This window comes from Microbacterium sediminis (assembly GCF_004564075.1).
Lineage (GTDB): Bacteria > Actinomycetota > Actinomycetes > Actinomycetales > Microbacteriaceae > Microbacterium > Microbacterium sediminis.
In genome coordinates this window covers 613743-640187 of sequence record NZ_CP038256.1, presented here as the reverse complement: position 1 = coordinate 640187, position 26445 = coordinate 613743, and the positions used below count along the sequence as shown (strand labels likewise).

Here is a 26445-nt window from a genome sequence, read left to right as displayed (position 1 = left end):
GGCCGGCTCAGAGTGCGCGGTGCGTGGCGCGGCCGGCGAGGAACGTCGCGGCGACCGGCATGGCGCGCAGCACGTCGAGCGGCGCCGTGAGCGGATCGGCCTCGACGACCGCGATGTCGGCGGGCGCGCCCACCGCGATCTCGGACCGCATGCTCGCCCGCAGCGCGTCGGCCACGGGGATCCGCTGCTCCGGGTGCCACGCCTCGCGTCCGTCGCGCTCGCGCCCGACGGCCGAGGCGATGGCCTGCCACGGGTCGAGCGGGGCGACCGGCGCGTCCGATCCGAGCCGCAGCTCGGCGCCGGCCCGCAGCAGCGAGCCGAACGCGAACGCGCGCCCCGTGCGCCCGGCCCAGTGCCGGTCGGCGACGTCCCGATCGTCCATCGCGTGCTCGGGCTGCACGCTCGCGATGAGACCCAGGGCCGCGAACCGGGCGAACTCCTCGTCGCGCACGAGCTGGGCATGCTCGATCGTGCCCGTCATGCCGACCCGCTCGTACGCGTCGAGCACGACGGTGTTCGCCCGATCGCCGATCGCGTGCACGGCGGCGCCGATGCCGGCCTCCTTGGCGCGGCGCAGCAGCTCGACGAGCCGCTCGGGCGGCACCGTCACCTCACCGCACGCGCCGCGGGCACCCGGCGCGAACCCCGGGTACGGATCCCAGCACCAGGCGGTGCGCGTGTTCAGGGAGCCGTCGACGACGATCTTCAGCGGCCCCATGCGCACGAGGCCCGACGGCTCCAGCGCGTCGCCCGTGCGCAGCCCCGCGGCGATCGCGGCCTCAACGCGATCGGGCCACACGCCGGCGCTGACGCGCAGGCTCGTCACCCCCGCGGCGACGCGCGCGGGCCACTGCGCCAGGTTGTCGTCGTTCTCGAAGTCCACCACGCCCACCACGCCGCGGCGGGCGGCCGCCTCGGTCGCGCGGCGGAAGTCGTCGCTCGTGAGCGGATCGAGCTCATCGAGGCGGCCGTGCACGGCGAACCACGCGGCCTCGCGCACGAAGCCGCCGGCCTCGCGCTCCACCCCGAGCACACGCGCAGCGGCCGCACTGATCCACGCGCAGTGCAGGTCGCCGCTGATGAGGATCACGACGCGCTCCCCGGCCACGCGGTCGATCTCCGCCGCGGTGGGCACATCGCCCCAGAGCGCATCGCGGAAGCCATACCCGATGACCGGTCGCCCGGCGGCGGCGTCGGCCAGCGCCGTGGCCGCGATCCGCAGGGTCTCGGCGGCGCTGCCGGCGGCGGAGAGGTCGACGCGCCGCTCGGCGGTGACCCACTGCACGGCGTGGATGTGGGCGTCCCACAGGCCCGGCGTCACCCAGCGCCCGTCGAGGTCGATCCGCTCACCCGCCGCGTTGCCACGCCCGGCCGGCACGATCGCGGTGATCGCGCCGCCCTCGATCGCGATGTCGACGGCGTCGGCCGCGCCGGGGATCCGCGCGCCGGCGAGCAGGACGCCGGTCATGCCGTCTCGCCGGCGTGCGCCGCCATGTCGTCGGCGAGCGCGGGGTTGGCGTAGGGGCCGGGCTCTCGCAGCGCGCGGATGATGCGCTCGCGCACCGCCGCGGGCTTGTCCTGGCTCAGCTTGCGCTTGGCGACGATGCGATCGACGCGCATGCGGAAGCCGACGGTGCCGGCGACGATCCGCTCGGCGTATTCCGCGTTGGCACCGGTCAGCAGCTGCGGCTGCGGCACCTCGCCCTCGAAGTGCGCCACGAGCCGGGCGAGCACCTCGAGGTTCTCGTCGTCGCCGAGGATCTCCGGCGTGCCGGTGAGGTGGGCGGCGGTGAAGTTCCAGGTGGGCACGGCGGGCGAGAGGCCGTACCAGCTCGGAGAGATGTACCCGTGGGGCCCCTCGGCGATGACGAGCAGCTCCCCGGTGCCGAGCCGGTGCAGGCGCTCGTCGGGCCGGCCCACGTGGCTGAGCAGCGTCAGCCCATCGGCATCCTCGTCGACGAGCATCGGGTAGTGCGAGGCGACGAGCCCGCTCCCCGGCACGTGACTCACGATCCGGCACCACGGGTGGGCGCGCACGAGCTCGGCGACCTCGTGCGCGTCGGTCAGAGCGTACTGGGGGTTGTCGCGCATGGTCCGACGGTAGCCGAGCCGCGCCCAGCGGGACGGCGCGGATTGTTTCAGAAAGATCAAAGTTTCATTACTTCGTGAAACTTCTGAGTCTAAGCCCTTGTCTGAGAGTGGGCGGATGCGGTTTCCTCGAGCAACGCTCCTCCCCCCTTCCCAAGGAGATCACATGACCCCGTCCCGCCTGCGACGCAGCCTCCTCTCCGGCGCCGCGCTCGCGACCCTCGGCATCACCGTCCTCGCCGGCTGCTCTGCCGGGGGCGACGACACCTCGCCGTCCGGCTCGTCCGACGGCGACACCAGCGTCAGCATCGCCGTCACCGACCCGGGCATCCTCATCCCCGGGCGCCAGACCATCGCGTTCGAGTTCGCGGGCGTGGTGTGGTCGCCGCTCACGTTCATCCACGACGACGGCACCCTCGACTACGTCCAGGCGGAGTCCGTCGAGAGCGACGATCAGCAGACCTGGACGATCACGCTCCGCGACGGCTGGACCTTCCACGACGGCACCCCCGTGACCGCCCAGGACTACGTCGACTCGTGGAACTGGGTCGCCTACGGCCCGAACGCGGCCGAGAACTCCGGCCAGCTCGTCGGCATCCAGGGCTTCGACGAGGTGAACGCGCCGGAGCCCACGGCCGAGACCATGTCGGGCCTGAAGGTGATCGACGACCTCACGTTCGAGGTCACGCTCAAGGTCCCCGACTCGCAGTTCCCGATCCAGCTGAGCCAGGGCCAGACCGCGACCTTCCCCATGCCGGCGAGCGCCTTCGACGACATGGACGCGTACAACGCCCACCCGATCGGCAACGGCCCGTTCGAGATGGCGGCCGACTACGTCGAGGCCGAGACCGTCACCGTCACCGCGTACGACGACTTCGCCGGCGAGGAGCCCACGGTCGACGAGATCGACTTCGTGCCCTACGTCGACACCGCCACCGCCTACACCGACGTGCAGGCCGGCAACCTCGACATCGTGTTCGTGCCGGCCAGCCGGCTGGCGCAGGCCGAGGCCGACTTCGGCGACCACTTCATGGCGTTCGACGCCCCCGGCATCTCCTTCCTCGGCCTCTCGCTGTGGGAGGAACGCTTCTCGGACGTGCGCGTGCGTCAGGCGCTGTCGATGGCGATCGATCGCGAGACGATCAACGAGCAGCTCTACGCCGGCATCTACACACCGGCGACGGCCTGGACGCCGGTCGTCGAGGCGGGCACGCCCGAGGGTCTGTGCGGCGAGTTCTGCGAGTACGACCCCGAGGCGGCCGCCGCGCTGCTCGAGGAGGCGGGCGGCTTCGAGGGCCCGCTGGAGATCGTCTACCCCGGCGGCTCGGGGCTCGACGAGCTGTACAACGCGATCGCGAACAACCTGCGCCAGAACCTCGGCATCGACGCGGTCGCGACGCCCACGGCCGACTGGGCGGAGTTCGCGGAGCGCCGCACCGCGGGCGACATCTCCGGCGCGTTCTTCTCGCGCTGGGGCGCGCTCTACCCGAGCCAGCAGGCCACGATGCGCGAGCTGTACCTCGAGACCGGCGGCTGCGACAACTGCGTCGCCTGGTACTCGGACGAGGTGGCCGCGGGGCTGCAGGAGGCCGACGCCAATCCGTCGACCGACGGCAGCGCCTACGCCGCGGTGCAGGAGATCATCCAGGACAACTTCCCGGTCCCGCCGCTGTTCAGCGAGGCGTACCCCTACGTCACGTCGCAGCGCGTCGCCGAGATGCCCGCCGCAGCCGGCAGCCCGATCCTGCACGAGGTCGTGATCTCCGAGTGACCCATCCCCTGCTCGAGCAGATCCTCGACCGCGTCGACGCCCTGGACCCGCTGCACGCGTTCCCCGGCGTCGACGAGATCCGGGCCACCGCCGATCGCCTCGCTGCCGACCACGCGGCGGCGATCGCCCGCACCGTGATCGGCACCAGCCGCCTCGGTGAGGAGATCGTCGACTACGCGATCGGCGAGGGCCCCGCGATCCTGGTCATCGGAGGTGTGCACCCGAACGAGCCGATCGGGTTCCACACCGCGCTCGAGCTGCTGCGGGACCTCGCCCACGGGCGGGGCCCCGCGGCGGGGATCGGCGCCCGCTGGCACATCGTGCCGTGCATCGATCCCGACGGCACCCGCCTCAACGAGGGGTGGTTCGCCGAGCCGGGCGACCGCGTCTCGTACGGACGTGCGTTCTACCGCCCCGCGCCGCTCGAGCAGGTGGAGTGGTCGTTCCCGCTCGACCACGGCGGCATCGTGTGGGACACCCCCATCCCCGAGACGCGCGCGCTCATGTCGCTGATGGACGCCACGCGGCCGGCGCTCGTCGTCGGCCTGCACAACGCGGAGCTGGGCGGCGTGTACTACTACGCCACGCCCGACCTCGCCGAGGCGATCCCCGCCCTGCACGCGATCCCCGCGCACCTGGGGCTGCCGCTCGACCTGGGCGAGCCGGAGTTCGCCGGGATCGAGCCGCTCGGCGAGGCGGTGTTCCGGGCGCTCACGGCGAGCGACATGATCGACGTGCTGCGGGCCGAGGGCATCGACCCCGCCCCGCACGTCACCGCCGGCGGCACGGGCGACTACGCGCGCGTCCTCGGGGCGAGCGCCTTCGTCGCCGAGCTGCCGTACTGGGCGCACCCGGCCGCCGACGACACGAGCCCGGGCGGCGTCGACTACGCCGAGGTGCTGCGCCGCAAGGCCGACGCCCTGGACGCGGTCGGGGCCGTCCTGCTGCGCGCGGTGGAGCGCGCCGAGCCGCACCTGACGATCGAATCGCAGCTGCGCCGCGCCTCGATCGCGTTCGCCCGGTTCCTGGCCGGCTCCGGCGACGAGGCGCGCCAGCGGGCCGCGCTCGACTCCAGCGCGCGCGAGGCCACGGTGGCCGAGGTGTTCTCGAACGAGGACCACGTGCGCATGTTCCAGCTCCGGTTCGGGTCGATGCTCGCCCGCACGCTGCGCGCCGAGGTCACCGCCGGCACGGCCGCCCCCGCCGTGCGCGAGGCGCTGGCCGAGCTCGAGCCCCACCTCGAGGACTGGTACGCGGCCGCGCGCGCGGCGCAGCGCGAGCTGCGGGTCATCCCCATCGAGAAGCTCGTGGGCGTGCAACTCGGCACCGTGCTGGCCGCCTCGCACACCGCGCTGGCGCGGCGGCGGGAGCCCGTGGCATGACGCGCTACCTCCTGCGCCGCGGCGCCGAGCTCGTGCTCGTCTTCTTCGGCGTCACCTTCATCATCTACGCCTGCGTATTCGCGCTGCCGGGCGATCCGATCGCCTCGCTCGGCGGCGCCAACCGCCCGCTTCCCGACAACGTCGTGGCGCAGCTGCGCGAGCAGTACCTGCTCGACGAGCCGCTCATCGTGCAGTACCTCCACTACATCGGCGGCGTGCTCCGGCGACCTCGGCACGACCTTCGACGGGCGCGCGGTTGGCGACCGCATGGGCGTCCGCTGGCCGGCCACGATCACGCTCGCGCTGACCGCCTGGGCGATGGAGGTCGTCATCGGCGTCGCGCTCGGCCTGTTCGCCGGCCTGCGTCAGGGCCGGCTGTTCGACCGCACGGTGCTGGCCGGCACGATCTCGCCACGAGCATCCCGGTGTTCGTGCTGGGCGTCTCGCTGCAGCTGATCTTCGGGCTGTGGCTCGGCTGGCTGCCGATCGCCGGGACCGGCGCCGGGTGGCCGCTGGCCTATCTGCTGCCGTCGCTGATCATCGCGCTGTTCGGGCTGGCCAGCGTCGCGGCTCATGCGCGGCAACGTCATCGACACCATGCGCAGCGACTTCGTCCGCACCCTCGTGGCCAAGGCATGCCCCCGCCGCGACATCGTCGGCATCCACGTCCTGCGCAACGCCGCCGGCCCCGTGCTGACCTTCCTCGCGATCGACCTCGGCTACCTGCTCGGCGGGACCGTGGTGATCGAGGGCATCTTCAACCTGCCGGGCATCGGGCAGCTCCTGTTCAACGCGATCCGCACGCACGAGGGCCCGACGATCGTCGGCATCTCGACGATGCTGATCCTGATCTTCCTCGTCACGAGCGTGGTCGTCGACGTGCTCGCCTCGCTCCTCGACCCGCGCATCCGCCGAGAGTGAGGCGCACCCCATGACTCAGTTCGTCGCGCCCAGGGCATGGAGCTGCCGGCCGCCCGGCCCACCCGCCGCGGGGTCTGGCCCGCCCTGCGCCGCCGCCCGCTGTTCTGGTCGTCGGTCACGATGCTCCTGCTGCTCGTGCTCGTCTCGGTCGCGCCCGGTCCGATCGCCGCGCTGTTCGGGCATCCCGATCCCCGCGCCTGCGACCTCGCCGCCGGGCCGCCAGGCCGCCCGGCGGCAGCCATCCTTTTCGGCACCGACGTGCAGGGCTGCGACGTCTGGCGGCGTGCTGTTCGGCACGGGAACCTCGCTGTTCATCGGGCTCATGACGACGGTCGTGTGCCTGACGATCGCCCTCGTGCTCGGCACGATCGCGGGCTTACTACAGGCGGCTGGGCCGACGCGCTCATTCGCGCGCCTGACCGATGTGTTCCTCGGCTTCCCGTTCCGCTGGCGGCCATCGTCGTGCTCAACAGCGTGCCCGACCGCTCGCCGCTCGTGCTCTCTGCTCGGCTGGCCCTGTTCTCGTGGCCGACCATGGCGCGCATCGTGCGCGGCTCGGTCCGTGCCGTGCGCGACAGCGAGTTCGTGCAGGCCGCGACCGCCATGGGCCTCACCCACGGCCGGATCGTGCTCACGCACGTGCTCCCCAACACCTGGGGCCGGTGCTCGCGATCGCGACGACGATGGTCGGCTCCGTGATCGTGGCCGAGTCGACCCTCACCTACCTCGGCGTCGGCCTCGTCCAGCCCTCCATCTCGTGGGGCCTGCAGCTGGCCAGCGCCCAGAGCTTCTTCCAGACCGCGCCCCACATGCTCTTCTTCCCCGCCCTCTTCCTCACCATCACCGTGGTGTCGCTCATCACCCTGGCGACATCCTGCGCGACGCCCTCGATCCGAAAGGACGCTCATGACCTCCGCTCCCCCCTCCCGACTCGAGCTGCTCACCACGCTGCGCGAGCCGATCGTGCGCTGGATCGAGGGGCAGGCGCTCAGCCGCGGCGCCACGGGCGTGCAGGTGGCCGTCGGCTATCGCGGCGAGCTCGTGTGGGAGCACGCGTGGGGGCTGGCGAACGTCGAGACCGGCGAGGCGCTCACGACCGATCATCTGTTCCGCATCGCCTCGCACTCCAAGACGTTCACCGCCGTGGCGATCATGCAGCTCGTCGAAAGCGGCGAGCTGCGGCTCGACGATCGCGCGGCCGCGCACGTGCCGGAGCTCGCCGGGACGCCGATCGGCACCGCCACCGTGCGGGAGCTGCTCGGCCACCAGGCCGGCACGATCCGCGACTCCTCCGACGGCGACTTCTGGCAGCACGCCTTTCCGTTCCCGGATCGCGCGGAGCTGCTGCGCATCCTGCGCGAGGAGGGCCGCGTCTTCGCGGCGAACCAGCACTTCAAGTACTCGAACATCGGGTACGGGCTGCTCGGGCTCATCATCGAGGCCGTCACGGGCGAGAGCTACGACGCCGCCACGCGCCGCCTCATCGTCGAGCCGCTCGGCCTGAGCGACACGGGCAGCGAGTACGACCCGGCGCGCGCGGCGGACTACGCCGCCGGGCACACGGCCCGCCTCGCGGCCGGTCAGCCCCGGGCCGTCATCCCCCACGTAGACACCCGCGCCCTGGCCTCGGCGACGGGCTGGTACGCCAACGCCCGCGACCTCGTCCGCTACGGCGGCGCGCATGTGTTCGGCGACGAGACGCTGCTCAGCGACGCGTCCAAGCGCGTGCTGCAGCGCGAGGAATCGCGCTTCACGCCGCGCGACCGCCCCGAGGCGCGGTACGGGCTCGGCCTGGACCTGTCGAAGATCGCCGACCGCGAGGTGGTCGGGCACTCGGGCGGCTACCCCGGGCACATCACCCGCACCTGGATCGACCCGATCGACGGGCTCGTCGTCACGGTGCTGACCAACGACCTCGACGGCCTCGCCGGCCCGCTCGCCGCGGGTGTGCTCCAGCTGATCACGCTGGCCACCCGCGCGGCGGACGCGGGCGAGAAGACGCCCGACGAGCTGCGCTTCACCGGCCGCTTCGCCGGCGCCTGGGGCGCGTATGACATCGTCGACCTGGGCGGCACGCTGCACGCGCTGAGCCTGCGGGCCCCCGACCCGTTCAGCGGCGCCAGCCGCCTGGTCCCGCGCGACGGCCGGCTCGTCCTCGAGGAGGAGCCGAGCTTCGCGGAGGCCGGCGAGCCCGTCACCGTCACCCGCGGCGCGGACGGCGCGATCGAGAGCATCCGGCTGGGGGCGATGACGGCGTGGCCGATCGATCGCTTCGACCTGACGCGACCCCACGTGCCGTTCCTCGGCGCCTGAGCGGACCGACAGAATAGCCCCATGAGCGCCGAGACCTCGCACCCCCCGCTCGATCCCGAGGCCCAGGCCTGGATCGAGAAGTTCGCCACCGCGTGGGAGGCGCAACAGGGCAAGCGCATGGACGGCCGCGTGCTGGCGCTGCTCATGATCACGCAGGAGCCGCACCTGGCGGCGTCCGACATCGCGCGGCTGCTGACGGCGAGCACCGGCGCGGTCTCGACGTCGACGCGCGCGCTGGCCGAGGTCGGGTTCATCACGCGGGTGACGCTGCCCGGCGACCGCCGGCACTACTTCCGCACCGAGGACGACGTCTGGGGCGCGTTCCTGCAGGGCGAGCGAAATTACCTGCGGCGCATGCTCGACGTGATGGACGGCGGCCTCGCGCTGGCCGCCGGCACCCACCCGCGCACCCGCGCGCGCCTGGAGAACGGCCGGCGCTACATGCTCTGGCTGGGCGACTACCACCGCAAGATGGTCGAGGACTGGCGGGCCTACCGCGACAGCGCCTTCGCCGAGGAGGAGGACGGATGACCCCCGTACTGCAGATCGAGGACCTGCGGGTCGACTTCCACACGTCCGATCGGCGCGTGATCCCCGCCGTCGCCGGCGTCTCGCTCGCCGTGCACCCCGGCGAGATCGTGGCCGTCGTCGGCGAGTCAGGATCGGGCAAGTCCGTCACCGCCATGAGCGTGCTCGGCCTGCTGCCGCCCAACGCGGTGGCGACGGGATCGATCCGCCTCGCGGGCCGCGAGGTGCTCGGCGCCGACGAGCGCGAGCTGTCGGCCGTGCGCGGCGAGACCGCCGCCATGGTGTTCCAGGACCCGTTCGGCGCCCTCGACCCGGTGTTCACCGTCGGGTACCAGATCCGCGAGGTGCTGCGCCGGCACCGGCCGCAGATGTCGGCCGCCGAGCGCCGCGAGCGCGCGGTCGAGCTGCTGCGGCTGGTCGAGATGCCCGACCCCGAGCAGCGGGTGGCCGCCTACCCGCACCAGCTCTCGGGCGGGCAGGCGCAGCGCGTCGTCATCGCCATGGCCCTCGCGTGCGATCCGCAGCTGCTCATCGCCGACGAGCCCACCACCGCGCTCGACGTGACGGTGCAGCGCGACATCCTCGACGTGCTGCGTTCCCTGCGCGACCGCACGGGCATGGGCGTGCTCTTCATCACGCACGACATGGGCGTGGTCGCCGACATCGCCGATCGGGTGGTCGTCATGCGCGGCGGCGCGGTGCAGGAGGATCAGCCGGTCGTCGATCTGTTCGATCGCCCCTCCGCCGCCTACACCCGCGAGCTCCTCGCCGCGGTCCCCCGCCTCACCGCCGAGGCCCGGCCCGAGCGTCCGGCGACGGCGCCCGTGCTGGAGGTCGCCGGGCTCGACGTGGTCTATCGCCGCCGCGGGCATGTCGTCCGCGCGGTCGAGGGCGTCGACCTCACGGTCGCGGAGGGCCGCATGCTGGCCCTCGTGGGCGAGTCCGGGTCGGGCAAGTCCACGATCGGACGCGCCGTGGTAGGTCTCGTGAAGGCGTCGGCGGGCCGCATCGCCGTGGACGGCGTCGAGACGACGACCGCGTCGCGGCAGGCGCTGCGCGAGGTGCGCCGGCGCGTCGGCTTCGTCTTCCAGAACCCGGGCGGCGCCCTCAACCCCCGCTGGAGCGTGGGCGACGCGATCGCCGAGCCCCTGCGCGTGCACGGCGGGCTGCGGGGCGCGGCGCTCGACGCGCGCGTGCGCGAGCTGCTGGATGCGGTGCACCTGCCGGGCGACTGGCGGGGCCGCTTCCCGCACGAGCTGTCGGGCGGCCAGCGTCAGCGCATCTCGATCGCCCGCGCGATCGCGCTCGAGCCGCGGCTGCTCATCGCCGACGAGCCCACCAGCGCGCTCGACGTGTCGGTGCAGGCCACCGTGCTGGAGCTGCTGCGGCGGCTGCAGCGGGAGCTGTCGTTCGCGTGCCTGTTCATCAGCCACGACCTGGCGGTGGTCGACGCGCTGGCCGACGAGATCGCCGTGATGCACCGCGGGCGGATCGTCGAGCGCGGCGATCGGCGCCGCGTGCTGTCGGCGCCCGAGCAGGAGTACACGCGGCGCCTGCTCGACGCCGCGCCCGTGCCGGACCCCCGCGCCCAGGCCGCCCGCCGCGCGGCGTAAGCGCGCGCCTGGTCTCGACTCCGGTCGACGAGCCGTCACCACACGGGCTCGTCGAGCGACCGAAGGGAGCCGAGACGGCTCGAGCGGAGCGAAGCGGAGTCGAGAGCGCCGGGGTTCAACCCGGGCTCCGTTGTCAGGCGGAGAGGCCGAGCTTCTGCGACGTGGTGGCGATCGCGGCGGCGGCGGCCTGCGGGTCGCCGTTCAGCTTCGTGCCGAACGTGGGCATGAGCTCCTGCAGGCGCGGCTTCCAGGCGTCGAACTGCTGGGGGAAGCACTTCTGCAGCACGTCGAGCATGATCGGTGCGGCGGTCGAGGCGCCCGGCGAGGCGCCGAGCAGGCCCGCGATCGACCCGTCGGCCGAGGCCACGACCTCGGTGCCGAACTGGAGCTTGCCGCCCTTCATCACCTGGGCGCGCTGACCGGCCTGGATGAGCTCCCAGTCGGCGCCGTCCACGTCGGGGACGAACTGACGCAGCCCGTCGATCTTCTTGGCGCGGCTCTTGAGCAGCTCGCCCACGAGGTACTTCACGAGGTCGAGGTTCGTCACCGCGACCTTGAGCATCGACCCGATGTTGCTGAGGCGGACCTGCGTGACGATGTCGAGCAGGCTGCCGGTCTTGAGGAACTTCGGGCTGAAGGTGGCGAAGGGGCCGAACATGACCGATCCCTCGCCGTCGACCATGCGCGCGTCGAGGTGCGGCACCGACATCGGTGGGGCGCCCACGGCGGCCTGCGAGTACACCTTGGCCTTGTGCTTGGCGACGAGCGCCGGGTTGGTCGTGCGCAGGAACTGGCCGCCGATCGGGAAGACGCCGTAGCCCTGGATCTCCTTGATGCCCGAGGACTGCAGCACCTTGATCGCCCAGCCGCCGGCGCCGACGAACACGAAGCGCGCCTTGACCGCACCGGGGGTCTTGCCCACGCGGTTGCGGTAGCGCACCTCCCACAGCCCGTCCTTGCCCCGCTTGAGCTTCCGGACCTCCGTGTCGAGGCGCAGGTTGAGCCCGCCCTCGACGAGGTGGTCGAAGAGCTGCCGGGTGACGGCGCCGAAGTCGACGTCGGTGCCCGACGGCACGCGCGTGGCGGCGAAGGGCTCGCCCTTCTTGCGCTTCTCCATGAGCAGCGGCGCCCACTGGTGGATGACGCGCGAGTCCTCGGAGTACTCGATGCCGGCGAACAGCGGCTGGTCCTTGAGCGTCTCGTAGCGAGCCTTGAGGTAGGCGACGTCCTTCTCGCCCTGCACGAAGGTCATGTGCGGGGTGGCGTTGATGAACGTCGACGGCGCGTCGAGGATGCCGCGCTCCACGAGCGAGGCCCAGAGCTGACGGCTCAGCTGGAACTGCTCGTTGATGCTGACCGCCTTGGCGGGATCCGCCGGGTCGGGCATGTAGTTGAGCTCGCACAGCGCGGCGTGGCCGGTGCCGGCGTTGTTCCAGGGGTTGGAGCTCTCCTGCGCGACCTCACCCAGCCGCTCGAACGCGGCGACCTTCCAGTCCGGCTGCAGTTCCTTCAGGAGAGTGCCCAGGGTGGCGGACATGACTCCGCCGCCGATGAGCACGACATCGTACGTTTCGCTCACCCGACAATCCTAGATCCGTCGGAAGACGGCGCCTGACCACCGCCTGAGCGAAAGAAGCGCGGTTCCTTCCGGATCCGGGCCTCCGCGGGCGTCAGGCCGCGACGCCGAGGCGCTCGGCGACGAGCTCCGCGATCTGCACGGCGTTGAGCGCGGCGCCCTTGCGGAGGTTGTCGTTCGAGACGAACAGCACGAGGCCCTTGCCCTCCGGCGCCGACTGGTCGGCGCGGATGCGACCGACGTAGCTGGGGTCGTTACCGGCGGCCTGCAGCGGGGTCGGCACCTCCTCGAGCACGACGCCGGGGGCCGAGGCGAGGATCTCGCGGGCGCGGTCGGGCGTGAGCTCGCGCGCGAACTCCGCGTTGATGCTCAGCGAGTGGCCCGTGAACACCGGCACCCGCACGCACGTGCCCGCCACGCGCAGCTCGGGCAGCTCGAGGATCTTGCGGCTCTCGTTGCGGAGCTTCTTCTCCTCGTCGGTCTCGTTCAGGCCGTCGTCGACGACGCTCCCGGCCAGGGGCACGACGTCGAAGGCGATCGGCGCGACGTACTTCTCGGGCTCCGGGAAGTCGACCGCGGAGCCGTCGTGCACGAGATCGATGGCGTTGCCCTGCGCGAGCACCGCCTCGGCCTGCCCGAGCAGCTCCTGCGCGCCGGCCAGTCCCGAGCCGGAGACGGCCTGGAACGTGGTGACGACGAGACGCTCCAGCCCGGCCTCGACGGCGAGGGGCTTGAGCACCGGCATGGCGGCCATGGTGGTGCAGTTGGGGTTGGCGATGATGCCCTTGGGCGTCTCGGCGATCGCGTGCGGGTTGACCTCGGCCACCACGAGCGGCACCTCGGGGTCCATGCGCCACGCGCTGGAGTTGTCGATCACGATCGCGCCCGCCGCCGCGAATCGCGGCGCGTGCTCCTTCGAGGCGGCACCGCCGGCCGAGAACAGGGCGATGTCGATGCCCGTGAGGTCGTCGGTGTGGATGTCCTCCACCACGATCGTGTGGCCGTTCCACTCCAGCGGCGTGCCGGCCGAACGCGGCGAGGCGAAGAAGCGCAGCTCGCGGATCGGGAAGGCGCGCTCGGCGAGGATCCGGCGCATCACACCGCCCACCTGACCGGTGGCGCCGACGACGGCGACGGAGAGACCAGAGTCGGAGATGCGGGTCATGGCGATTCCTCGGTGCGGCGGGTGGGGTTGGTCGATTGTACCGACGGCTCGAGGGCCCTCAGCGCGATGTGACGCACCTTGGCAGGATCGGAGCGATCCCTGACAGGCGATCCTCAGCGGCCGGTGCCGGCGTAGACCGTCGCCTCGACGTCGCCGTCCAGACCGTAGGCGGTGTGCACGGCGCGGGCGGCCTCGTCGAGGTCGTTCTCGCCGACGATCACCGAGATGCGGATCTCGCTGGTCGAGATCATGTCGATGTTGATGCCGTTCTTGCTCAGCGCCTCGAAGAGCGTCACCGAGACGCCCGAGTGCGTGCGCATGCCGGCGCCGACGACCGAGAGCTTGCCGACCTGGTCGTCGTGCACGAGGTTCTCGAAGCCGATCGACTCCTGCTCGGCGGCGAGCACCTTGACGACCTCGACCGCCTCCTGCTTGGGCAGCGTGAACGAGATGTCGGTGCGGCCGGGCTGGGCCGACTGGGCGTTCTGGACGATCATGTCGATGTTCGCGCCCGTGCGGGCCACGAGCGTGAAGATCGCGGCGGCCGAGCCCGGGACGTCGGGCACGCCGACGACCGCGACCTTGGCCTGGCTGCGATCGATCGCCACACCGGCGACGACGGGCTCTTCCATGCCGATGGCGTCGGACATCTCTGCTCCTTCGGAGTTCTGGCGGGGGTCGGTCATGCCCTCGCCCAGCACGTAGGTGCCGTCGTTCGAGGTGAAGGTCGACCGGGCGTGGATGAGCACGCCGTGGCGACGGGCGTACTCGACGGCGCGGATGTAGAGCACCTTGGCGCCGTTGGCGGCGAGCTCGAGCATCTCCTCGGCCGAGATGCGCTCGAGCTTGCGCGCCAGCGGGACGACGCGCGGGTCGGCGGTGAAGATGCCGTCGACGTCGCTGTAGATCTCGCACACGTCGGCGTCGAGCGCCGCGGCGAGAGCCACGGCGGTGGTGTCGGATCCCCCGCGGCCGAGCGTGGTGATGTCGCGGGTGTCGCGGTTGAAGCCCTGGAAGCCGGCGACGATGACGATGGCGCCGTCGTCGAGGGCCTCGCGCAGGCGCACGGGCGTGACGTCGACGATGCGCGCCGAGCCGTGGTCGGCCGTGGTGATCATGCCGGCCTGGCTCCCCGTGAACGAGCGCGCCTCGTAGCCCATCGAGTGGATCGCCATCGCCAGCAGCGCCATCGAGATGCGCTCGCCGCTGGAGAGCAGCATGTCGAGCTCGCGCGGCGCGGGCACCGGCGCGACCTGGCCGGCCAGGTCGAGCAGCTCGTCGGTGGTGTCGCCCATCGCGCTCACGGCGACGACCACGTCGTGACCCGCGCGGCGCGTGTCGACGATGCGCTTGGCGACGCGCTTGATGCTCTCGGCGTCGGCGACCGACGAGCCGCCGAATTTCTGCACGATCAGGGCCACGTGTAACTCCCGGTGATCCGGCGCGGACGGGTGCGCCTGATCGTCCATCCTAGGGGTGCACGGGCAGGCTCTCGGACGGCCGGACGGCGCGCGTGAACACGCCGGCGGCCAGCAGGCAGCCCAGCAGCACGACCGGGAAGCCGATCAGCAGGCCCAGCGTGAGCGGCTCGCCCCGCACGATCACGCCCAGGGCGACCGCAACCACCGGATGCACGTACGTCATCAGCGGCGCCCGCACGGGACCGACCTCGGCCACGAGGGCGAAGAACGCGATGAAGGCCACCGCGGTGCAGAACACCGTGAGCAGCCCGACGGCGATGAGGCTGCGGGCGGTCGGCGGCTCCGACGGCGTCGACAGCGCCACGGGTGTGTACGCGAGCCCCACGGCGCCGAGCGCGAGCGTGCTCACGCCGAGCGCCGGCACCGCGCCGAGGTGGCGGGCGACGATGAACGGCGCGATCGCGTAGAGCACCGCGACCAGCAGGACCTCGCCGATCGCGAGCGGGTTCGCGTCGCCGCGCAGTCCCCCGCTGCCGATGGCCACGATCGCCACGCCCGCGAAGCCGAGACCGAGCCCGATGGCGCGCGACGGCTTGAGCGCGGCGCGGTCGCCGCGCGCGACCGCGATGATCGTGGCGAACAGCGGCACCGTAGCCACGAGCAGGCCGGTCAGGCCGGAGGCGAGGGTCTGCTCCGCGTGCGCGAGCAGCACGAACGGGCCGGCCATCTCGACCGCGCCGAACGCCAGCACCCACGGCCACTTCTTGAGCGCGGGCCGCAGGGCCTTCTGCCGGAGCGCGAACGGCAGCAGCAGGATCGCGGCGCCGAGCGTGCGGATCGCGACGACGGCCGGCGGCGACAGCGACTGCACGGCCTCGGCGATGAACAGGTACGGGATGCCCCACAGCAGGGAGAGCACCGCGAACAGCGCCCAGCCCTTGGCCGTGATGGGACCGGAGGTTGACACGGGATCGATCGTGTCACGGGCCACCGACATTCGACGGCGGGATTCGGTCATCGTGATGAGGATCCGGGTCAGGCGCGTTCCGCCCCGGTGCTGACACTCGGTCGGCGCGGCCGCTACGGTGAGGAGCGAGCGGGAGGAGACGTCATGGACACGCTCATCGTCATCGCGGTCATCGTCATCGCGGCCCTCGTCGCGGTGGCCTTCTTCGCCCGCCGCACCGGTTCTCGCGCCGACGAGCGCACCGCCGAGCAGGACCGCCGCCGGCACGAGCTGATGCGGATGGAGTCGCTGCGGGCCAACGACGCGTCGCGCGGCTTCGGCGGCATCACCGGCGGCGACGGCGGCGCGTCCTGACCCTCGCGCCGTCGCGCTAGAGGCGGCGGCGACCCTCGAACGCGCGGCCGAGGGTGACCTCGTCAGCGTACTCGAGATCGCCGCCGACGGGCAGACCCGACGCGAGGCGCGAGACGGTGATCTGCATCGTCGTGAGCAGCCGGCTGAGGTACGCGGCGGTGGCCTCTCCCTCGAGGTTCGGGTTGGTGGCGAGGATGACCTCCTGCACCGTGCCGTCGGCGAGGCGCTGCATCAGCTGGGCGATGCGCAGGTCGTCGGGGCCGACGCCGCCGATCGGGCTGATCGCGCCGCCGAGCACGTGATACAGGCCGCGGAACTCGCGGGTCCGCTCGATCGCCGAGACGTCCTTGGCATCCTCGACCACGCAGATGATCTCGGGGTTGCGCCGCGGGTCGCGGCAGATCGCGCACCGCTCCTGCTCCGAGACGTTGCCGCAGATCTCGCAGAACTTCACCCGCTCGCGCACCTCGCCCAGCAGCTGCGACAGGCGAGAGACGTCGAACGTGGGCGTCTGCAGGATGTGGAACGCGATGCGCTGGGCCGACTTGGGGCCGATGCCCGGAAGGCGGCCGAGCTCGTCGATCAGCTCCTGGACGATGCCGTCATACATTCTTCGGGATCATCCTTCTGATCAGGCGAAACGAGTCGGCGACTCGTAGGGCTCTTCGTGCAGGAAACGGGCGCCGAGGATCTGCCGCACCACGGCCTCGCCGCGGCGCTCGACGCCGTCGGGCACGACGACCTGGCGCCGCTGCACCGTGGGGCGCTCCGGGACGACCGCGGGCTCGTCCGGCTCCTCCTCGTCGACCGGCACGTCGGTGGGCAGGACCGCGCCTTCGCGCTCGAGCGTGGGCACCCGCGCGGTGGGCGGGACCACGGCCTCCTCGGGGTCGTCGTCGACGGCGAGCGACGGCGGCGCCATCGGGGCCGCAGGGGCCACCGCGGCGCCCGGGATCGGGGCCACCGCCCACTCCGACACCGTCGCCGCCGCGTACGCCATCTGGCGCGGCGGCTGCGCCCGGGACGAATCGGTGCCCGGGGCGGGGTCGCGCGGGCCGGGGTCGTCCGGGCCCGGGTCGGGGTCGTCGTCCGGCGCCGGCGGCACGTCGTCGGTGCGCGGCGGGTCGACGCGGGCACGGTACTTCACGCGCACGCCCAGCACGCCGAGGATCGCCGAGCGCAGGTCGTCGCTCGCCGCGCCGCGGAACGCGCCCATCGCCGCCTGGTTCGGGAACGACATCATCAGCACGTCGCCCGGCTGCACCTCGGCCACGCGCGATGCCTCGACGATCGGCGCGCTCTGCGGCGCGTCCGCGCGCAGGCGCTCGAGGATCTGCGGCCACGCCGACCGCAGGGCCGACAGCGTCAGCGGCGCGGGCGCCGGGGCCTCCGACTCGGGGGCGGGGGCGGCGGGTGCGGGGGTGGGTGCGGGGGCGGGTGCGGGGGCGGACGGCCTCGACTCCGCGGCTTCGCCGCTCCGCTCGACGAGCGGTGCGGGCTCGGCCGGCGTTGCGAGCTCGGCCGGCGACGCGGGGGCGGAGCCGGGGGCAACCGTGGCCCAGCCGGCGCCCGGCACGTCGTCGGCGGGGGCCGGCGCGGCCGGGGCCTCGGTGCGCGCGGGGGCGCCCGGGGCGGCCACCGGCGACGGCATCGGGGCGGACGGCGCGGCCGGCTCGGCGGCGGGCATCGGCGCCGAGGGCGCGGCGGGCGGGGCAACCGGCATCGCGGCCGGCGCCGCAGCGGCCGGAGAAGCAATCGGCGCCGCCGCGGCCGGAGAAGCGGCGGGCGCCGCAGCGGGAGCAGCCGCCGGCGCCGCAACGGGAGAAGCCGCGGGCGCGGCAGCCTGCGAGGCGGCCGGAGCCGCCGCGGCCGGGCGCGCGGGGGCCGACGCGGGCGCGGTCGTCGGGGCCGCGGCGGGGGCCCGGCCGACCGTGAGCACGCGGGCGATGAGCAGTTCGAGGTGCAGGCGCGGCGAGGTGGCTCCCGACATCTCGTCGAGTGCGGCGCTGACCACGTCGGCGGTGCGCGAGAGGCGGTCGGAGCCGAAGCGATCGGCCTGCGCGGCCATGCGCTCCAGCTCGTCGGCCGGCACGCCGCGCAGCACGGCGGAGGCCGCCGGGCCCGTGGCCGCGATCACGATGAGGTCGCGCAGCCGCTCGAGCAGGTCGTCGACGAAGCGCCGCGGATCCTGGCCCGTCTGCACGACGCGGTCGACGGCGCCGAACGCCGCGGCGGCATCGCCCGCCGCGAAGGCGTCGATGACGCCGTCGAGCAGCTCGCCGTGCGTGTAGCCGAGCAGCGCCACGGCCCGCTCGTAGCCGACGTGGCCCTCCTCGGAGCCGGCGATCAGCTGGTCGAGGATGGACAGCGTGTCGCGGGGCGAACCGCCGCCCGCGCGCACGACGAGCGGCAGCACGCCCGGCTCGACCTGCACACCCTCCTGGGCGCAGAGCTTCTCGATGTACTCGAGCATCGGCCCCGGCGGCACGAGCCGGAACGGGTAGTGGTGCGTGCGCGAGCGGATGGTGCCGATCACCTTGTCGGGCTCGGTCGTCGCGAAGATGAACTTCACGTGCGCCGGCGGCTCCTCCACGAGCTTGAGCAGCGCGTTGAAGCCCTGCGGCGTGACCATGTGGGCCTCGTCGAGGATGAAGATCTTGAAGCGATCGCGCGAGGGCGCGAAGATCGCCCGCTCGCGCAGGTCGCGGGCGTCGTCGACGCCGTTGTGGCTGGCGGCGTCGATCTCGATGACGTCGAGCGATCCGCCGCCCGCGCGCGAGAGCTCGACGCAGCTGTCGCACACGCCGCACGGGGTGTCGGTGGGGCCCTCGGCGCAGTTCAGGCAGCGCGCGAGGATGCGGGCCGACGTGGTCTTGCCGCAGCCGCGCGGACCCGAGAACAGGTACGCGTGGCCGATCCGATCGCCGCGCAGCGCCGTCATGAGCGGCTCGGTGACCTGCGACTGCCCGATCATCTCCGCGAAGGTCTCGGGCCGGTAGCGGCGGTAGAGGGCTGTGGTCACCCGTCCAGCCTACGGCGTGCCACCGACATTGCGACCGAGCGGCGGGCGCCGCGCCCGCCGCTCAGCTGATGCGCTCGTGCGAGGGATCGACGATCACCGGGATCGCCGTGGTGATCACCGGCACGGGGTCCTGGTTGCCCGCGGGCACGACCGGCTCGAGCGCCGTGCCGTCCTCGCGGCGCAACCCCTCGAACTTGCGCAGCGTGGGCCGGCCGTGCCGCACGGGTCCCTGCCCGTTCAGCGCGACATCGACGGCCTCGCCCGCCGAGACCGAGTACAGCGTGCCGCGCACGCGGAACTCGACCTCGTCACCGTGCTGGTGCTCGACCCGCAGGATGTCGCGCCGGACGGTCACGCGCAGCTGCGCGCCGTGCCACAGCAGCGGGAACGACAGCTCGGGCCAGTCGACGGGCAGGCGCGGGTCGAACGAGAGCTCGCCGAAGTGATCGCGCATGCCGCCGAAGCCGCACACGAGCGCGGTCCACACGCCGCCCGCCGAGGCCACGTGCACGCCGTCGGAGGTGTTGTTGTGCAGATCGGCGAGGTCCACGTAGAGCGCGTGCTCGAAGTACTCCCGCGCCAGGTCCTGGTAGCCGACCTCGGCCGCGAGGATCGACTGCACGACCGCCGAGAGCGTCGAGTCGCCGGTGGTCAGCGGGTCGTAGTACTCGAAGTCGGCGAGCTTCTGCTCGGGCGAGAAGTGGTTGCCCTGCAGGAACAGCGCCAGCACGACGTCGGCCTGCTTGAGCACCTGGAAGCGGTAGATCACGAGCGGGTGGAAGTGCAGCAGCAGGGGGCGCTGCGACGCCGGCGTGTGCTCGAGGTCCCACACCTCGCGCTGCAGGAACAGCGAGTCCTGCGGGTGGATGCCGAACGACTCCTCGAACGGGATGACGATCGCATCCGCCGCCCGCTCCCACGCCTCCGGCTCACCCGGGTCCATCTTCACGCGGTCGACGAGGGCGCGGTACGCGTCGGGGGCGTTCGCGGCCATCTCGCGCACGACGCGGGCCGCCGCCCGCAGGTTGTAGCGGGCCATGACGTTCGTGTAGAGGTTGTCGTTCACGACCGTCGTGTACTCGTCCGGCCCGGTGACGCCGTGGATGTGGAACGTCTCCTCGCCGTCCGCCGTGCGCCAGAAGCCCAGCGTCGCCCACAGTCGGGCGGTCTCGACGAGCACGTCGGCGCCCTCGCGCTGTAGGAAGTCCTGGTCGCCCGTGGCGCGCACGTACTTCGCCAGCGCATAGCTGACGTCGGCGTTGATGTGGTACTGCGCGGTGCCGGCCGCGTAGTACGCCGAGGCCTCCTCGCCGTTGATCGTCCGCCACGGGAACAGGGCGCCGGCCTCGTTCAGCTGTGCGGCGCGGCGGCGGGCCGCGGGCAGCATCATGGTGCGCATGCGCAGCGCGTTCCGCGCCCACAGGGGCGTGGTGTACATGAGGAACGGGAGCACGTAGACCTCGGTGTCCCAGAAGTAGTGGCCGCCGTAGCCCGAGCCCGTCAGGCCCTTGGCGGGCACGCCCCAGCCGTCGGCGCGGGCGGCGGCCTGCGCGAGCTGGAACAGGCACCAGCGGGTGGCCTGCTGGATGTCGTCGTGGCCGGGGATGCGCACGTCCGAGCGCTCCCAGAACCCGTCCATGAACGCGCGCTGGCGCTCGACGATCGTGTCGTAGCCCACGTCGAGCGCGCGATCCAGCGTGCGCCGCCCGCGGTCGATGAGCTCGCGCGGGGGCACGCCGCGCGAGGTGTGGTACGCGACGAACTTGGTGATCGTGGTCGGCACGCCGGCCTTCGCGTGCACCCGGTAGACGTGCTTGGCCACGTCGGGCTCGATCGCGCCGCGGGCCTCGAAGCCGTTGCCGGTCTCGACGCGGTGGTCGGTCACCACCGCGAGCGACATGCCCGAGTTCGCCACGCGGTACGACAGCGCCGAGCGCTCGCCGTCGCGCCAGTACTCCTGCGGCAGGAGCACCCGGTCGGGGATCTTCTCGGCCTTGCGGGGGTCGAACCCGGAGCCCACGGCGGTCGGCGACGGCTTGATCGCGCCGTACACGTCCTCGCCATCCTGGCGGTTGACCACCTGCGAGCTGATCGTCACGGGCGCGTCGGCGTTGAGCACCGTCACCGTCATCCGCTGCGCCACGAGGTGGCGCTCCTCGAACGAGGTCAGGCGCTCCGTCTCGAGGAGCACCTCCTTGCCCGACGGGGTGACCCACAGGATCCGCCGCGTGTAGACGCCGCGGCGGAAGTCCACCGCGCGCTCGTACTCGCGCACATCCGCGATGTCGAGCGACAGCGGCTCGTCGTCCACGTACACGCGGATCACCTTGGGATCCGGCACGTTGACGATCGTCTGCCCGACCTCCGCGAACCCGTACGCCTGCTCGGCGTGACGGATCGGCCAGGTCTCGTGGAAGCCGTTGATGAAGGTGCCGTGCTCGGCCGCGTGGCGCCCCTCCGGGTGGTTCCCCCGCAGGCCGACGTAGCCGTTGCCGACCGAGAACACGGTCTCGGTCAGGCCGGTGTCCTCCGGCGACCAGCGCGTCTCGACGAGGCGCCACGGGTCGACGGGGAAGCGATCGCGATCGATCATGTGTGATCTGCTCCGAATCAGTGAGTGGAGGACGGCACGAGTTCGGCGAGGTCGGACACGACGATCGTCGCCCCGGCCTGCGAGAGGGGTTCGGCTCCGGCGCCGCGATCCACCCCGATGATGAGCCCGAACCCGCCGGCGGCGGCCGACTGCACGCCCGAGATCGCGTCCTCGACGGCGGCCGCGCGGGCGGGCTCGACGCCGCACATGCGCGCCGCCTCGAGGAACACGTCGGGAGCGGGCTTCGAGGGCAGGTGCTCGGTCTCGGCCACGACGCCGTCCATGATCACGGGGAACCGGTCGATCACGCCCGCCGCCGTGAGCACGTCGCGGGCGTTCTTGGAGCTCGAGACGATCGCCACCGGGGTGCCGGCCGCGGCGAGCGCGTCGAGCAGGGCGATCGATCCGGGGTAGGGCTGGATGCCCTCCTCCTCGAGGATCCGGGAGAAGACCACGTTCTTGCGGTTGCCGACGCCGCACACGGTGTCGGCCTCCGGCGGGTCGGACGGGTGCCCCCAGGGGATCTCGACGTCGCGGCTGCGCAGCACCGAGGCGACGCCGTCGTAGCGCTTCTTGCCGTCCAGGTGGTCGAAGTAGTCGGAGTCGGTGTACGGCGGCTCCACGCCCCAGTCGGCGAACAGCCGCTCGAACATCGCGCGCCAGGCGTGCATGTGCACCTCGGCGGTGGGGGTGATCACCCCGTCGAGGTCGAAGAGCACGGCGTCGCAGGCCGTGAGATCGGGCATCGCACTCACGCGGTCAGGTTACCCGTCGTGGCTTGACGCGCGCAGAGACTGACGGGCGATCTCCAATTCCTCGTCGGTCGGCACGACGAGCACGACCACCTCCGAGTCGTCGGCCGAGATGCGGGCGATCTCGCTGCGGCGCGCGGCGGCGTTGCGCTCGGCGTCGATCCGCACCCCCGCGAAGCCGAGCGTCTCGAGCGCCCCGGCGCGGACGGCGGGGTCGTTCTCGCCGATCCCGGCCGTGAAGGAGATCACGTCGACGCCGCCCAACTGCGCGAGGTAGGCGCCCGCGTAGGACCGCAGCCGGTGCACGTACACGTCGAACGCGAGCTGCGCCGCGGCATCGCCCGCCTCGCGCCGCGCGTGCAGGTCGCGCATGTCGGCCACGCCGGCCAGCCCGAGCACGCCGCTGTGCTTGTTGAGGAGATCGTCGAGCGCGTCGGTGCTCATCCCGGCCCGTCGCTGCAGGTGCAGCAGCACCGCCGGGTCCAGGTCGCCCGAGCGGGTGCCCATGACGAGCCCCTCCAGCGGCGTGAGGCCCATGGAGGTCTCGACCGAGCGGCCGCCGTCGATCGCCGTGACCGACGCGCCGTTGCCGAGGTGGAACACGATCTGCCGCAGCTCGCGGAGGTCGCGCCCCAGGTGCTCGGCCACGGTGCGGCTGACGTACTCGTGGCTCGTGCCGTGGAAGCCGTAGCGGCGGATGCGGTGCTTCTCGGCCAGCTCGCGGTCGATCGCGTAGGTCGCCGCCGCCGCGGGCAGCGTCTGGTGGAACGCCGTGTCGAACACCGCGACGTGCGGGATGTCGCCGAACGCGCGGCGCGCGGCGCGGATGCCCTGCACGGCGCCCGGGTTGTGCAGCGGGGCGAGCACCGACAGGTCGTCGATGTTGATCTCGACGAGGTCGCTGATCACCGTGGCCTCGAAGAAGCGCGCGCCGCCGTGCACCACCCGGTGGCCGATCACCACGGGCGGGTTCTCGTCCAGCGAGGGGCCGTGCTCGGCGAACGCGTCGAGCATCACCTGGAACCCGGCCGAGTGGCCGGGGATCTCGCGCTCGATGGTGTGCGTCATCTCCGTGGCGGCGATCGACGGCTCGCCCTCCGCGGCGTGGAACGCGACCGTGTGCCGCGCGGCGCCGGCCGGCTGACCGATCCGCTCCACGAGGCCGGAGGCGAGCCGGCGGCCGGTGCCGTCCGGGGCGACGTCGAGCAGCTGGTACTTGAACGACGACGAACCGCTGTTGACAACGAGCACGACGGCCACGGCTCACTCCCCCTGTGCCTGGATGGCGGTGAGCGCCACGGTGTTGACGATGTCCTGCACGAGCGCGCCGCGCGAGAGGTCGTTGACGGGCTTGTTGAGCCCCTGCAGCACGGGGCCGATGGCGACGGCGCCCGCCGAGCGCTGCACGGCCTTGTAGGTGTTGTTGCCCGTGTTGAGGTCGGGGAAGACGAACACCGTCGCGCGCCCCGCCACGGTGGACTCGGGCAGCTTCGCCTTCGCCACGGCCGCGTCGGCCGCCGCATCGTACTGGATCGGCCCCTCGATCGGCAGCTCGGGTGCGCGCTCGCGCGCCAGCCGCGTGGCCTCCCGCACCTTGTCGACGTCGGCGCCCGTCCCGGACTCGCCCGTGGAGTACGACAGCATCGCCACGCGCGGCTCGATCCCGAACTGCCGCGCGGTCGCCGCCGACGAGATCGCGATGTCGGCGAGCTGCTCGCTGGTCGGATCGGGGATCACGGCGCAGTCGCCGTAGACGAGCACGCGATCGGCGAGGGCCATGAGGAACACGCTCGATACGACCGAGACGCCGGGCTTGGTCTTGATGATCTCGAACGACGGCCGGATCGTGTGGGCGGTGGTGTGCGCCGCGCCCGAGACCATGCCGTCGGCCATGCCCATGTGCACCATCATCGTGCCGAAGTACGACACGTCGGTGACGGTGTCGGCCGCGCGCTCGTACGTCATGCCCTTGTGCGCGCGCAGGCGGGCGTATTCGGTGGCGAACTTGTCGACGTGGACGGGATCGAACGGGCTGAGCACCTCGGCGGCCGAGATGTCGAGGCCGAGCTCGATGGCGCGCGAGCGCACCTCGAACGGCTCGCCGAGGATCGTGAGCCGCGCCACGCCGCGCTCCAGCAGGATGGCGGCGGCGCGGAGGATCCGATCGTCGTCGCCCTCCGGCAGCACGATGTGCTTGCGGTCGGCGCGGGCGCGCTCGAGCAGGTCGTACTCGAACATCAGCGGGGTGACCACGTTGGTGCGGGCCACGCCGAGCACGCGGGTGAGCTCGGCGGTGTCGACGTTCTTCTCGAACAGCGACAGCGCGCGGTTGTAGCGCTGGGCCGAGGCCGCCGCGAGGCGCCCCCGCGTGTGCATGATGCGCACGGCGGTGGAGTAGGTGTCGCCCTCGCAGCGGATGATCGGGATCGACGCCGCCAGGCCCTCGACGAGGTGCTGCATGGCGTCGGGGATCTCGAACGGGCCGTTCAACACGATGCCCGCCAGCGACGGGAAGCTCGCCGAGCTGTTGGCGGTGAGCGCGGCCAGGAGCGCGTCGGTGCGGTCGGCGGGGATGATCACCACGGCGCCCTCGGTCAGCCGCGGCAGCATGTTCGTCATCGACATGGCGGCCACCACCACGCCCAGCGCCTCGCGACTGAGCAGCGCCTCGTCGCCCTTGACGAGCTCGCCGTCGACCGCGCGCAGGATGTCGCCCATCGTGGGGGCGACGAGCAGCGGGTCCTCCGGCAGCGACCACACGGGGGTGTCGGGGGTGTGCGCCCGCACGGCGGCGACGATCTCGTCGGCGCGCTCGCCGTCGGCGCGGTTGACGATCGTGGCCGCCAGCTCGGCGTTGCCGTATTCGAGCTCGCCGATCGCGGCGGCGGCGACCTGGCCGATGCGCTCCGGCGAGCGCGCCTCGGTCGAGCCGAGCGAGGCGGGGGTCGTGGCCTGCGACTGGCGGCCGCTGAGGACGAGCAGCACGGGGGTGCCGAGGTTCGCCGCGATCCGGGCGTTGAACGCCGGCTCGGCGGGGCTGGCCACGTCGGTGTAGTCGCTGCCGAGCACGACGACGGCGTCGCACTTGGCCTCGACCGCGCGGAACCGCTGCACGATCCGCCCGAGCGCCCGCTCGGGGTCGGCCCGCACCTCGTCGTAGGTGACGCCGACGCACTCGTCGTACTCGAGGTCGACGCCGTCGTGGTCGAGCATCATCTGCAGCACGTAGTCGCGCTCCTCGGTGGAGCGGGCGATCGTGCGGAACACCCCGACGCGGGGCGTCACGCGGCTCAGCGCATCGAGCGTCCCGAGCGCGATCGTCGACTTGCCGGAGTGCCCCTCCGCGGACGTGATGTAGATGCTCCTCGCCACCATCTCAGCCTATTCACGCGCGCGCCGCCGCGGCAGGGTGCGCGCGCCGCCCACAGACAACCCGGAGCCGACGCGTCGGGTTCTCCCCCGTGTGCCAGACCGGGGCGCGGTGGGAGCCTGGAGCCGACCCGGGAGGACCCATGAGCGAGAAGAGGCCGTTCGTGCCGCCGCGCTGGTTCGTGACGACGGCGTGGCGCATCCATCGGGCGATCGCCCGCCGAGGCCCGGGCCGCGGGCTGTGGACGACCGCCGATCGGCGCGGCTGGGGATCGCTCACGCTGCACACCCGCGGCCGGCGATCCGGCGAGCCGCGCCTGGCGGTCGTGGCGTACCTCGAGGACGGCGGACGATGGCACACGCTCGCGATGAACGGCTGGAGCGAGGGACACCCCGCCTGGTGGCTGAACCTGAAGGCCGACCCCCGCGCCACCGTGGCGCTCGCCGACGGCTCGAGGCACGAGGTGGTCGCGAGCCGGGCCGCGGGCACCGAGCGGGACCGGCTGTGGGCGGCGTGGTGCGCGACGAACGCCGACCTCGACGCCCTCGCCGCATCGCGCCGCACCCCGACCGACGTGGTCCTGCTCACGCCGACGGCCGGCTGATGCCG

At 72.7% G+C, this 26445-nt stretch carries 23 protein-coding genes and 1 pseudogene; 11 read left to right on the top strand and 13 right to left on the bottom strand.

The genetic code is table 11. The features are described 5' to 3' along the window. Positions 1-7 precede the first annotated feature (7 nt). Positions 8-1468 (bottom strand): amidohydrolase, encoded by a 1461-nt coding sequence (locus tag E3O41_RS03095; RefSeq protein ID WP_135012006.1) that lies wholly within the window; start codon positions 1466-1468, stop codon positions 8-10. Beyond that, a complete protein-coding gene (locus E3O41_RS03090) occupies positions 1465-2091 on the bottom strand; it encodes an FMN-binding negative transcriptional regulator (RefSeq protein WP_067027490.1) in 627 nt (208 codons plus the stop codon). Before E3O41_RS03090 ends, E3O41_RS03095 begins: the two co-directional genes overlap by 4 nt. A gap of 163 nt (positions 2092-2254) precedes the next feature. Here E3O41_RS03090 and E3O41_RS03085 point away from each other — a divergent pair, with 163 nt between their 5' ends. The 6 genes and pseudogenes from E3O41_RS03085 to E3O41_RS03070 all read left to right on the top strand — a co-directional run bounded on the left by E3O41_RS03085 (position 2255) and on the right by E3O41_RS03070 (position 6861). Further along, positions 2255-3859 carry a peptide ABC transporter substrate-binding protein gene (locus tag E3O41_RS03085; RefSeq protein WP_083991018.1) on the top strand — a complete coding sequence of 535 codons (1605 nt, stop codon included), beginning with the start codon at positions 2255-2257 and terminating at the stop codon, positions 3857-3859. Next, positions 3856-5241: a M14 family zinc carboxypeptidase gene (locus tag E3O41_RS03080; protein WP_135012004.1), complete on the top strand. Its 1386-nt coding sequence runs from the start codon at positions 3856-3858 to the stop codon at positions 5239-5241. Before E3O41_RS03085 ends, E3O41_RS03080 begins: the two co-directional genes overlap by 4 nt. Beyond that, a pseudogene (locus tag E3O41_RS14395) lies at positions 5238-5402 on the top strand (ABC transporter permease); the annotation flags it as partial. The gene E3O41_RS03080 and the pseudogene E3O41_RS14395, both read left to right, overlap by 4 nt. 106 nt (positions 5403-5508) lie before the next feature. Beyond that, complete coding sequence (locus E3O41_RS14390; RefSeq protein ID WP_244927264.1) at positions 5509-5697, top strand: hypothetical protein; 189 nt, start codon at positions 5509-5511, stop codon at positions 5695-5697. Positions 5698-5814: 117 nt separating this feature from the next. Further along, positions 5815-6162: an ABC transporter permease subunit gene (locus E3O41_RS14385; protein WP_244927263.1), complete on the top strand. Its 348-nt coding sequence runs from the start codon at positions 5815-5817 to the stop codon at positions 6160-6162. A gap of 36 nt (positions 6163-6198) precedes the next feature. After that, on the top strand, positions 6199-6861 hold the full coding sequence (locus tag E3O41_RS03070) for an ABC transporter permease subunit (RefSeq protein ID WP_135012002.1): 663 nt from the start codon (positions 6199-6201) through the stop codon (positions 6859-6861). A gap of 22 nt (positions 6862-6883) precedes the next feature. On the opposite strand, the gene E3O41_RS14100 is transcribed toward E3O41_RS03070, so the two are convergent. Beyond that, positions 6884-7021: a hypothetical protein gene (locus E3O41_RS14100; protein WP_162303965.1), complete on the bottom strand. Its 138-nt coding sequence runs from the start codon at positions 7019-7021 to the stop codon at positions 6884-6886. 47 nt (positions 7022-7068) lie between these two features. Here E3O41_RS14100 and E3O41_RS03065 point away from each other — a divergent pair, with 47 nt between their 5' ends. From E3O41_RS03065 to E3O41_RS03055, 3 genes are read left to right on the top strand one after another with little or no spacing between them, the layout of a single operon-like run. Continuing rightward, positions 7069-8475 carry a serine hydrolase domain-containing protein gene (locus E3O41_RS03065; RefSeq protein ID WP_135012000.1) on the top strand — a complete coding sequence of 469 codons (1407 nt, stop codon included), beginning with the start codon at positions 7069-7071 and terminating at the stop codon, positions 8473-8475. A 21-nt stretch (positions 8476-8496) separates the two neighbouring features. Then, on the top strand, positions 8497-9006 hold the full coding sequence (locus tag E3O41_RS03060; protein WP_067027496.1) for a GbsR/MarR family transcriptional regulator: 510 nt from the start codon (positions 8497-8499) through the stop codon (positions 9004-9006). After that, on the top strand, positions 9003-10616 hold the full coding sequence (locus E3O41_RS03055; protein WP_067027498.1) for an ABC transporter ATP-binding protein: 1614 nt from the start codon (positions 9003-9005) through the stop codon (positions 10614-10616). Before E3O41_RS03060 ends, E3O41_RS03055 begins: the two co-directional genes overlap by 4 nt. A gap of 133 nt (positions 10617-10749) precedes the next feature. Here the strand turns inward: E3O41_RS03055 and mqo are convergent, their stop codons facing one another. From mqo to E3O41_RS03035, 4 genes are all read right to left on the bottom strand, one after another. Beyond that, on the bottom strand, positions 10750-12153 hold the full coding sequence (gene mqo / locus E3O41_RS03050) for a malate dehydrogenase (quinone) (protein WP_240482476.1): 1404 nt from the start codon (positions 12151-12153) through the stop codon (positions 10750-10752). Positions 12154-12286: 133 nt separating this feature from the next. Continuing rightward, entirely contained in the window at positions 12287-13357 is a 1071-nt protein-coding gene (locus tag E3O41_RS03045) for an aspartate-semialdehyde dehydrogenase (protein WP_067027503.1), read from the bottom strand. A gap of 113 nt (positions 13358-13470) precedes the next feature. After that, a complete protein-coding gene (locus E3O41_RS03040) occupies positions 13471-14778 on the bottom strand; it encodes an aspartate kinase (protein WP_067027638.1) in 1308 nt (435 codons plus the stop codon). Between the two features lie 49 nt (positions 14779-14827). Further along, complete coding sequence (locus E3O41_RS03035; protein WP_240482470.1) at positions 14828-15796, bottom strand: DMT family transporter; 969 nt, start codon at positions 15794-15796, stop codon at positions 14828-14830. Between the two features lie 93 nt (positions 15797-15889). Between E3O41_RS03035 and E3O41_RS03030 the strand changes: the two genes are divergently transcribed. After that, positions 15890-16099 carry a hypothetical protein gene (locus tag E3O41_RS03030; RefSeq protein WP_067027505.1) on the top strand — a complete coding sequence of 70 codons (210 nt, stop codon included), beginning with the start codon at positions 15890-15892 and terminating at the stop codon, positions 16097-16099. A gap of 16 nt (positions 16100-16115) precedes the next feature. Here E3O41_RS03030 and recR read toward each other — a convergent pair whose 3' ends face one another. The 6 genes from recR to pta all read right to left on the bottom strand — a co-directional run bounded on the left by recR (position 16116) and on the right by pta (position 25838). After that, positions 16116-16709 carry a recombination mediator RecR gene (gene recR, locus E3O41_RS03025; protein ID WP_067027507.1) on the bottom strand — a complete coding sequence of 198 codons (594 nt, stop codon included), beginning with the start codon at positions 16707-16709 and terminating at the stop codon, positions 16116-16118. A 21-nt stretch (positions 16710-16730) separates the two neighbouring features. Further along, on the bottom strand, positions 16731-19121 hold the full coding sequence (locus E3O41_RS03020) for a DNA polymerase III subunit gamma and tau (RefSeq protein WP_067027509.1): 2391 nt from the start codon (positions 19119-19121) through the stop codon (positions 16731-16733). A 61-nt stretch (positions 19122-19182) separates the two neighbouring features. Then, a complete protein-coding gene (locus tag E3O41_RS03015; protein WP_135011998.1) occupies positions 19183-21714 on the bottom strand; it encodes a glycoside hydrolase family 65 protein in 2532 nt (843 codons plus the stop codon). 17 nt (positions 21715-21731) lie between these two features. Then, entirely contained in the window at positions 21732-22460 is a 729-nt protein-coding gene (locus E3O41_RS03010) for an HAD family hydrolase (protein ID WP_067027513.1), read from the bottom strand. A gap of 18 nt (positions 22461-22478) precedes the next feature. Further along, entirely contained in the window at positions 22479-23726 is a 1248-nt protein-coding gene (locus tag E3O41_RS03005) for an acetate/propionate family kinase (protein ID WP_067027515.1), read from the bottom strand. Positions 23727-23729: 3 nt separating this feature from the next. Further along, positions 23730-25838 (bottom strand): phosphate acetyltransferase, encoded by a 2109-nt coding sequence (gene pta / locus E3O41_RS03000; protein ID WP_135011996.1) that lies wholly within the window; start codon positions 25836-25838, stop codon positions 23730-23732. A 140-nt stretch (positions 25839-25978) separates the two neighbouring features. Between pta and E3O41_RS02995 the strand changes: the two genes are divergently transcribed. After that, the gene (locus tag E3O41_RS02995; protein ID WP_067027519.1) at positions 25979-26440 is read left to right on the top strand and encodes a nitroreductase/quinone reductase family protein; all 462 of its coding nucleotides are present in this window, start codon (positions 25979-25981) and stop codon (positions 26438-26440) included. Positions 26441-26445 lie beyond the last annotated feature (5 nt).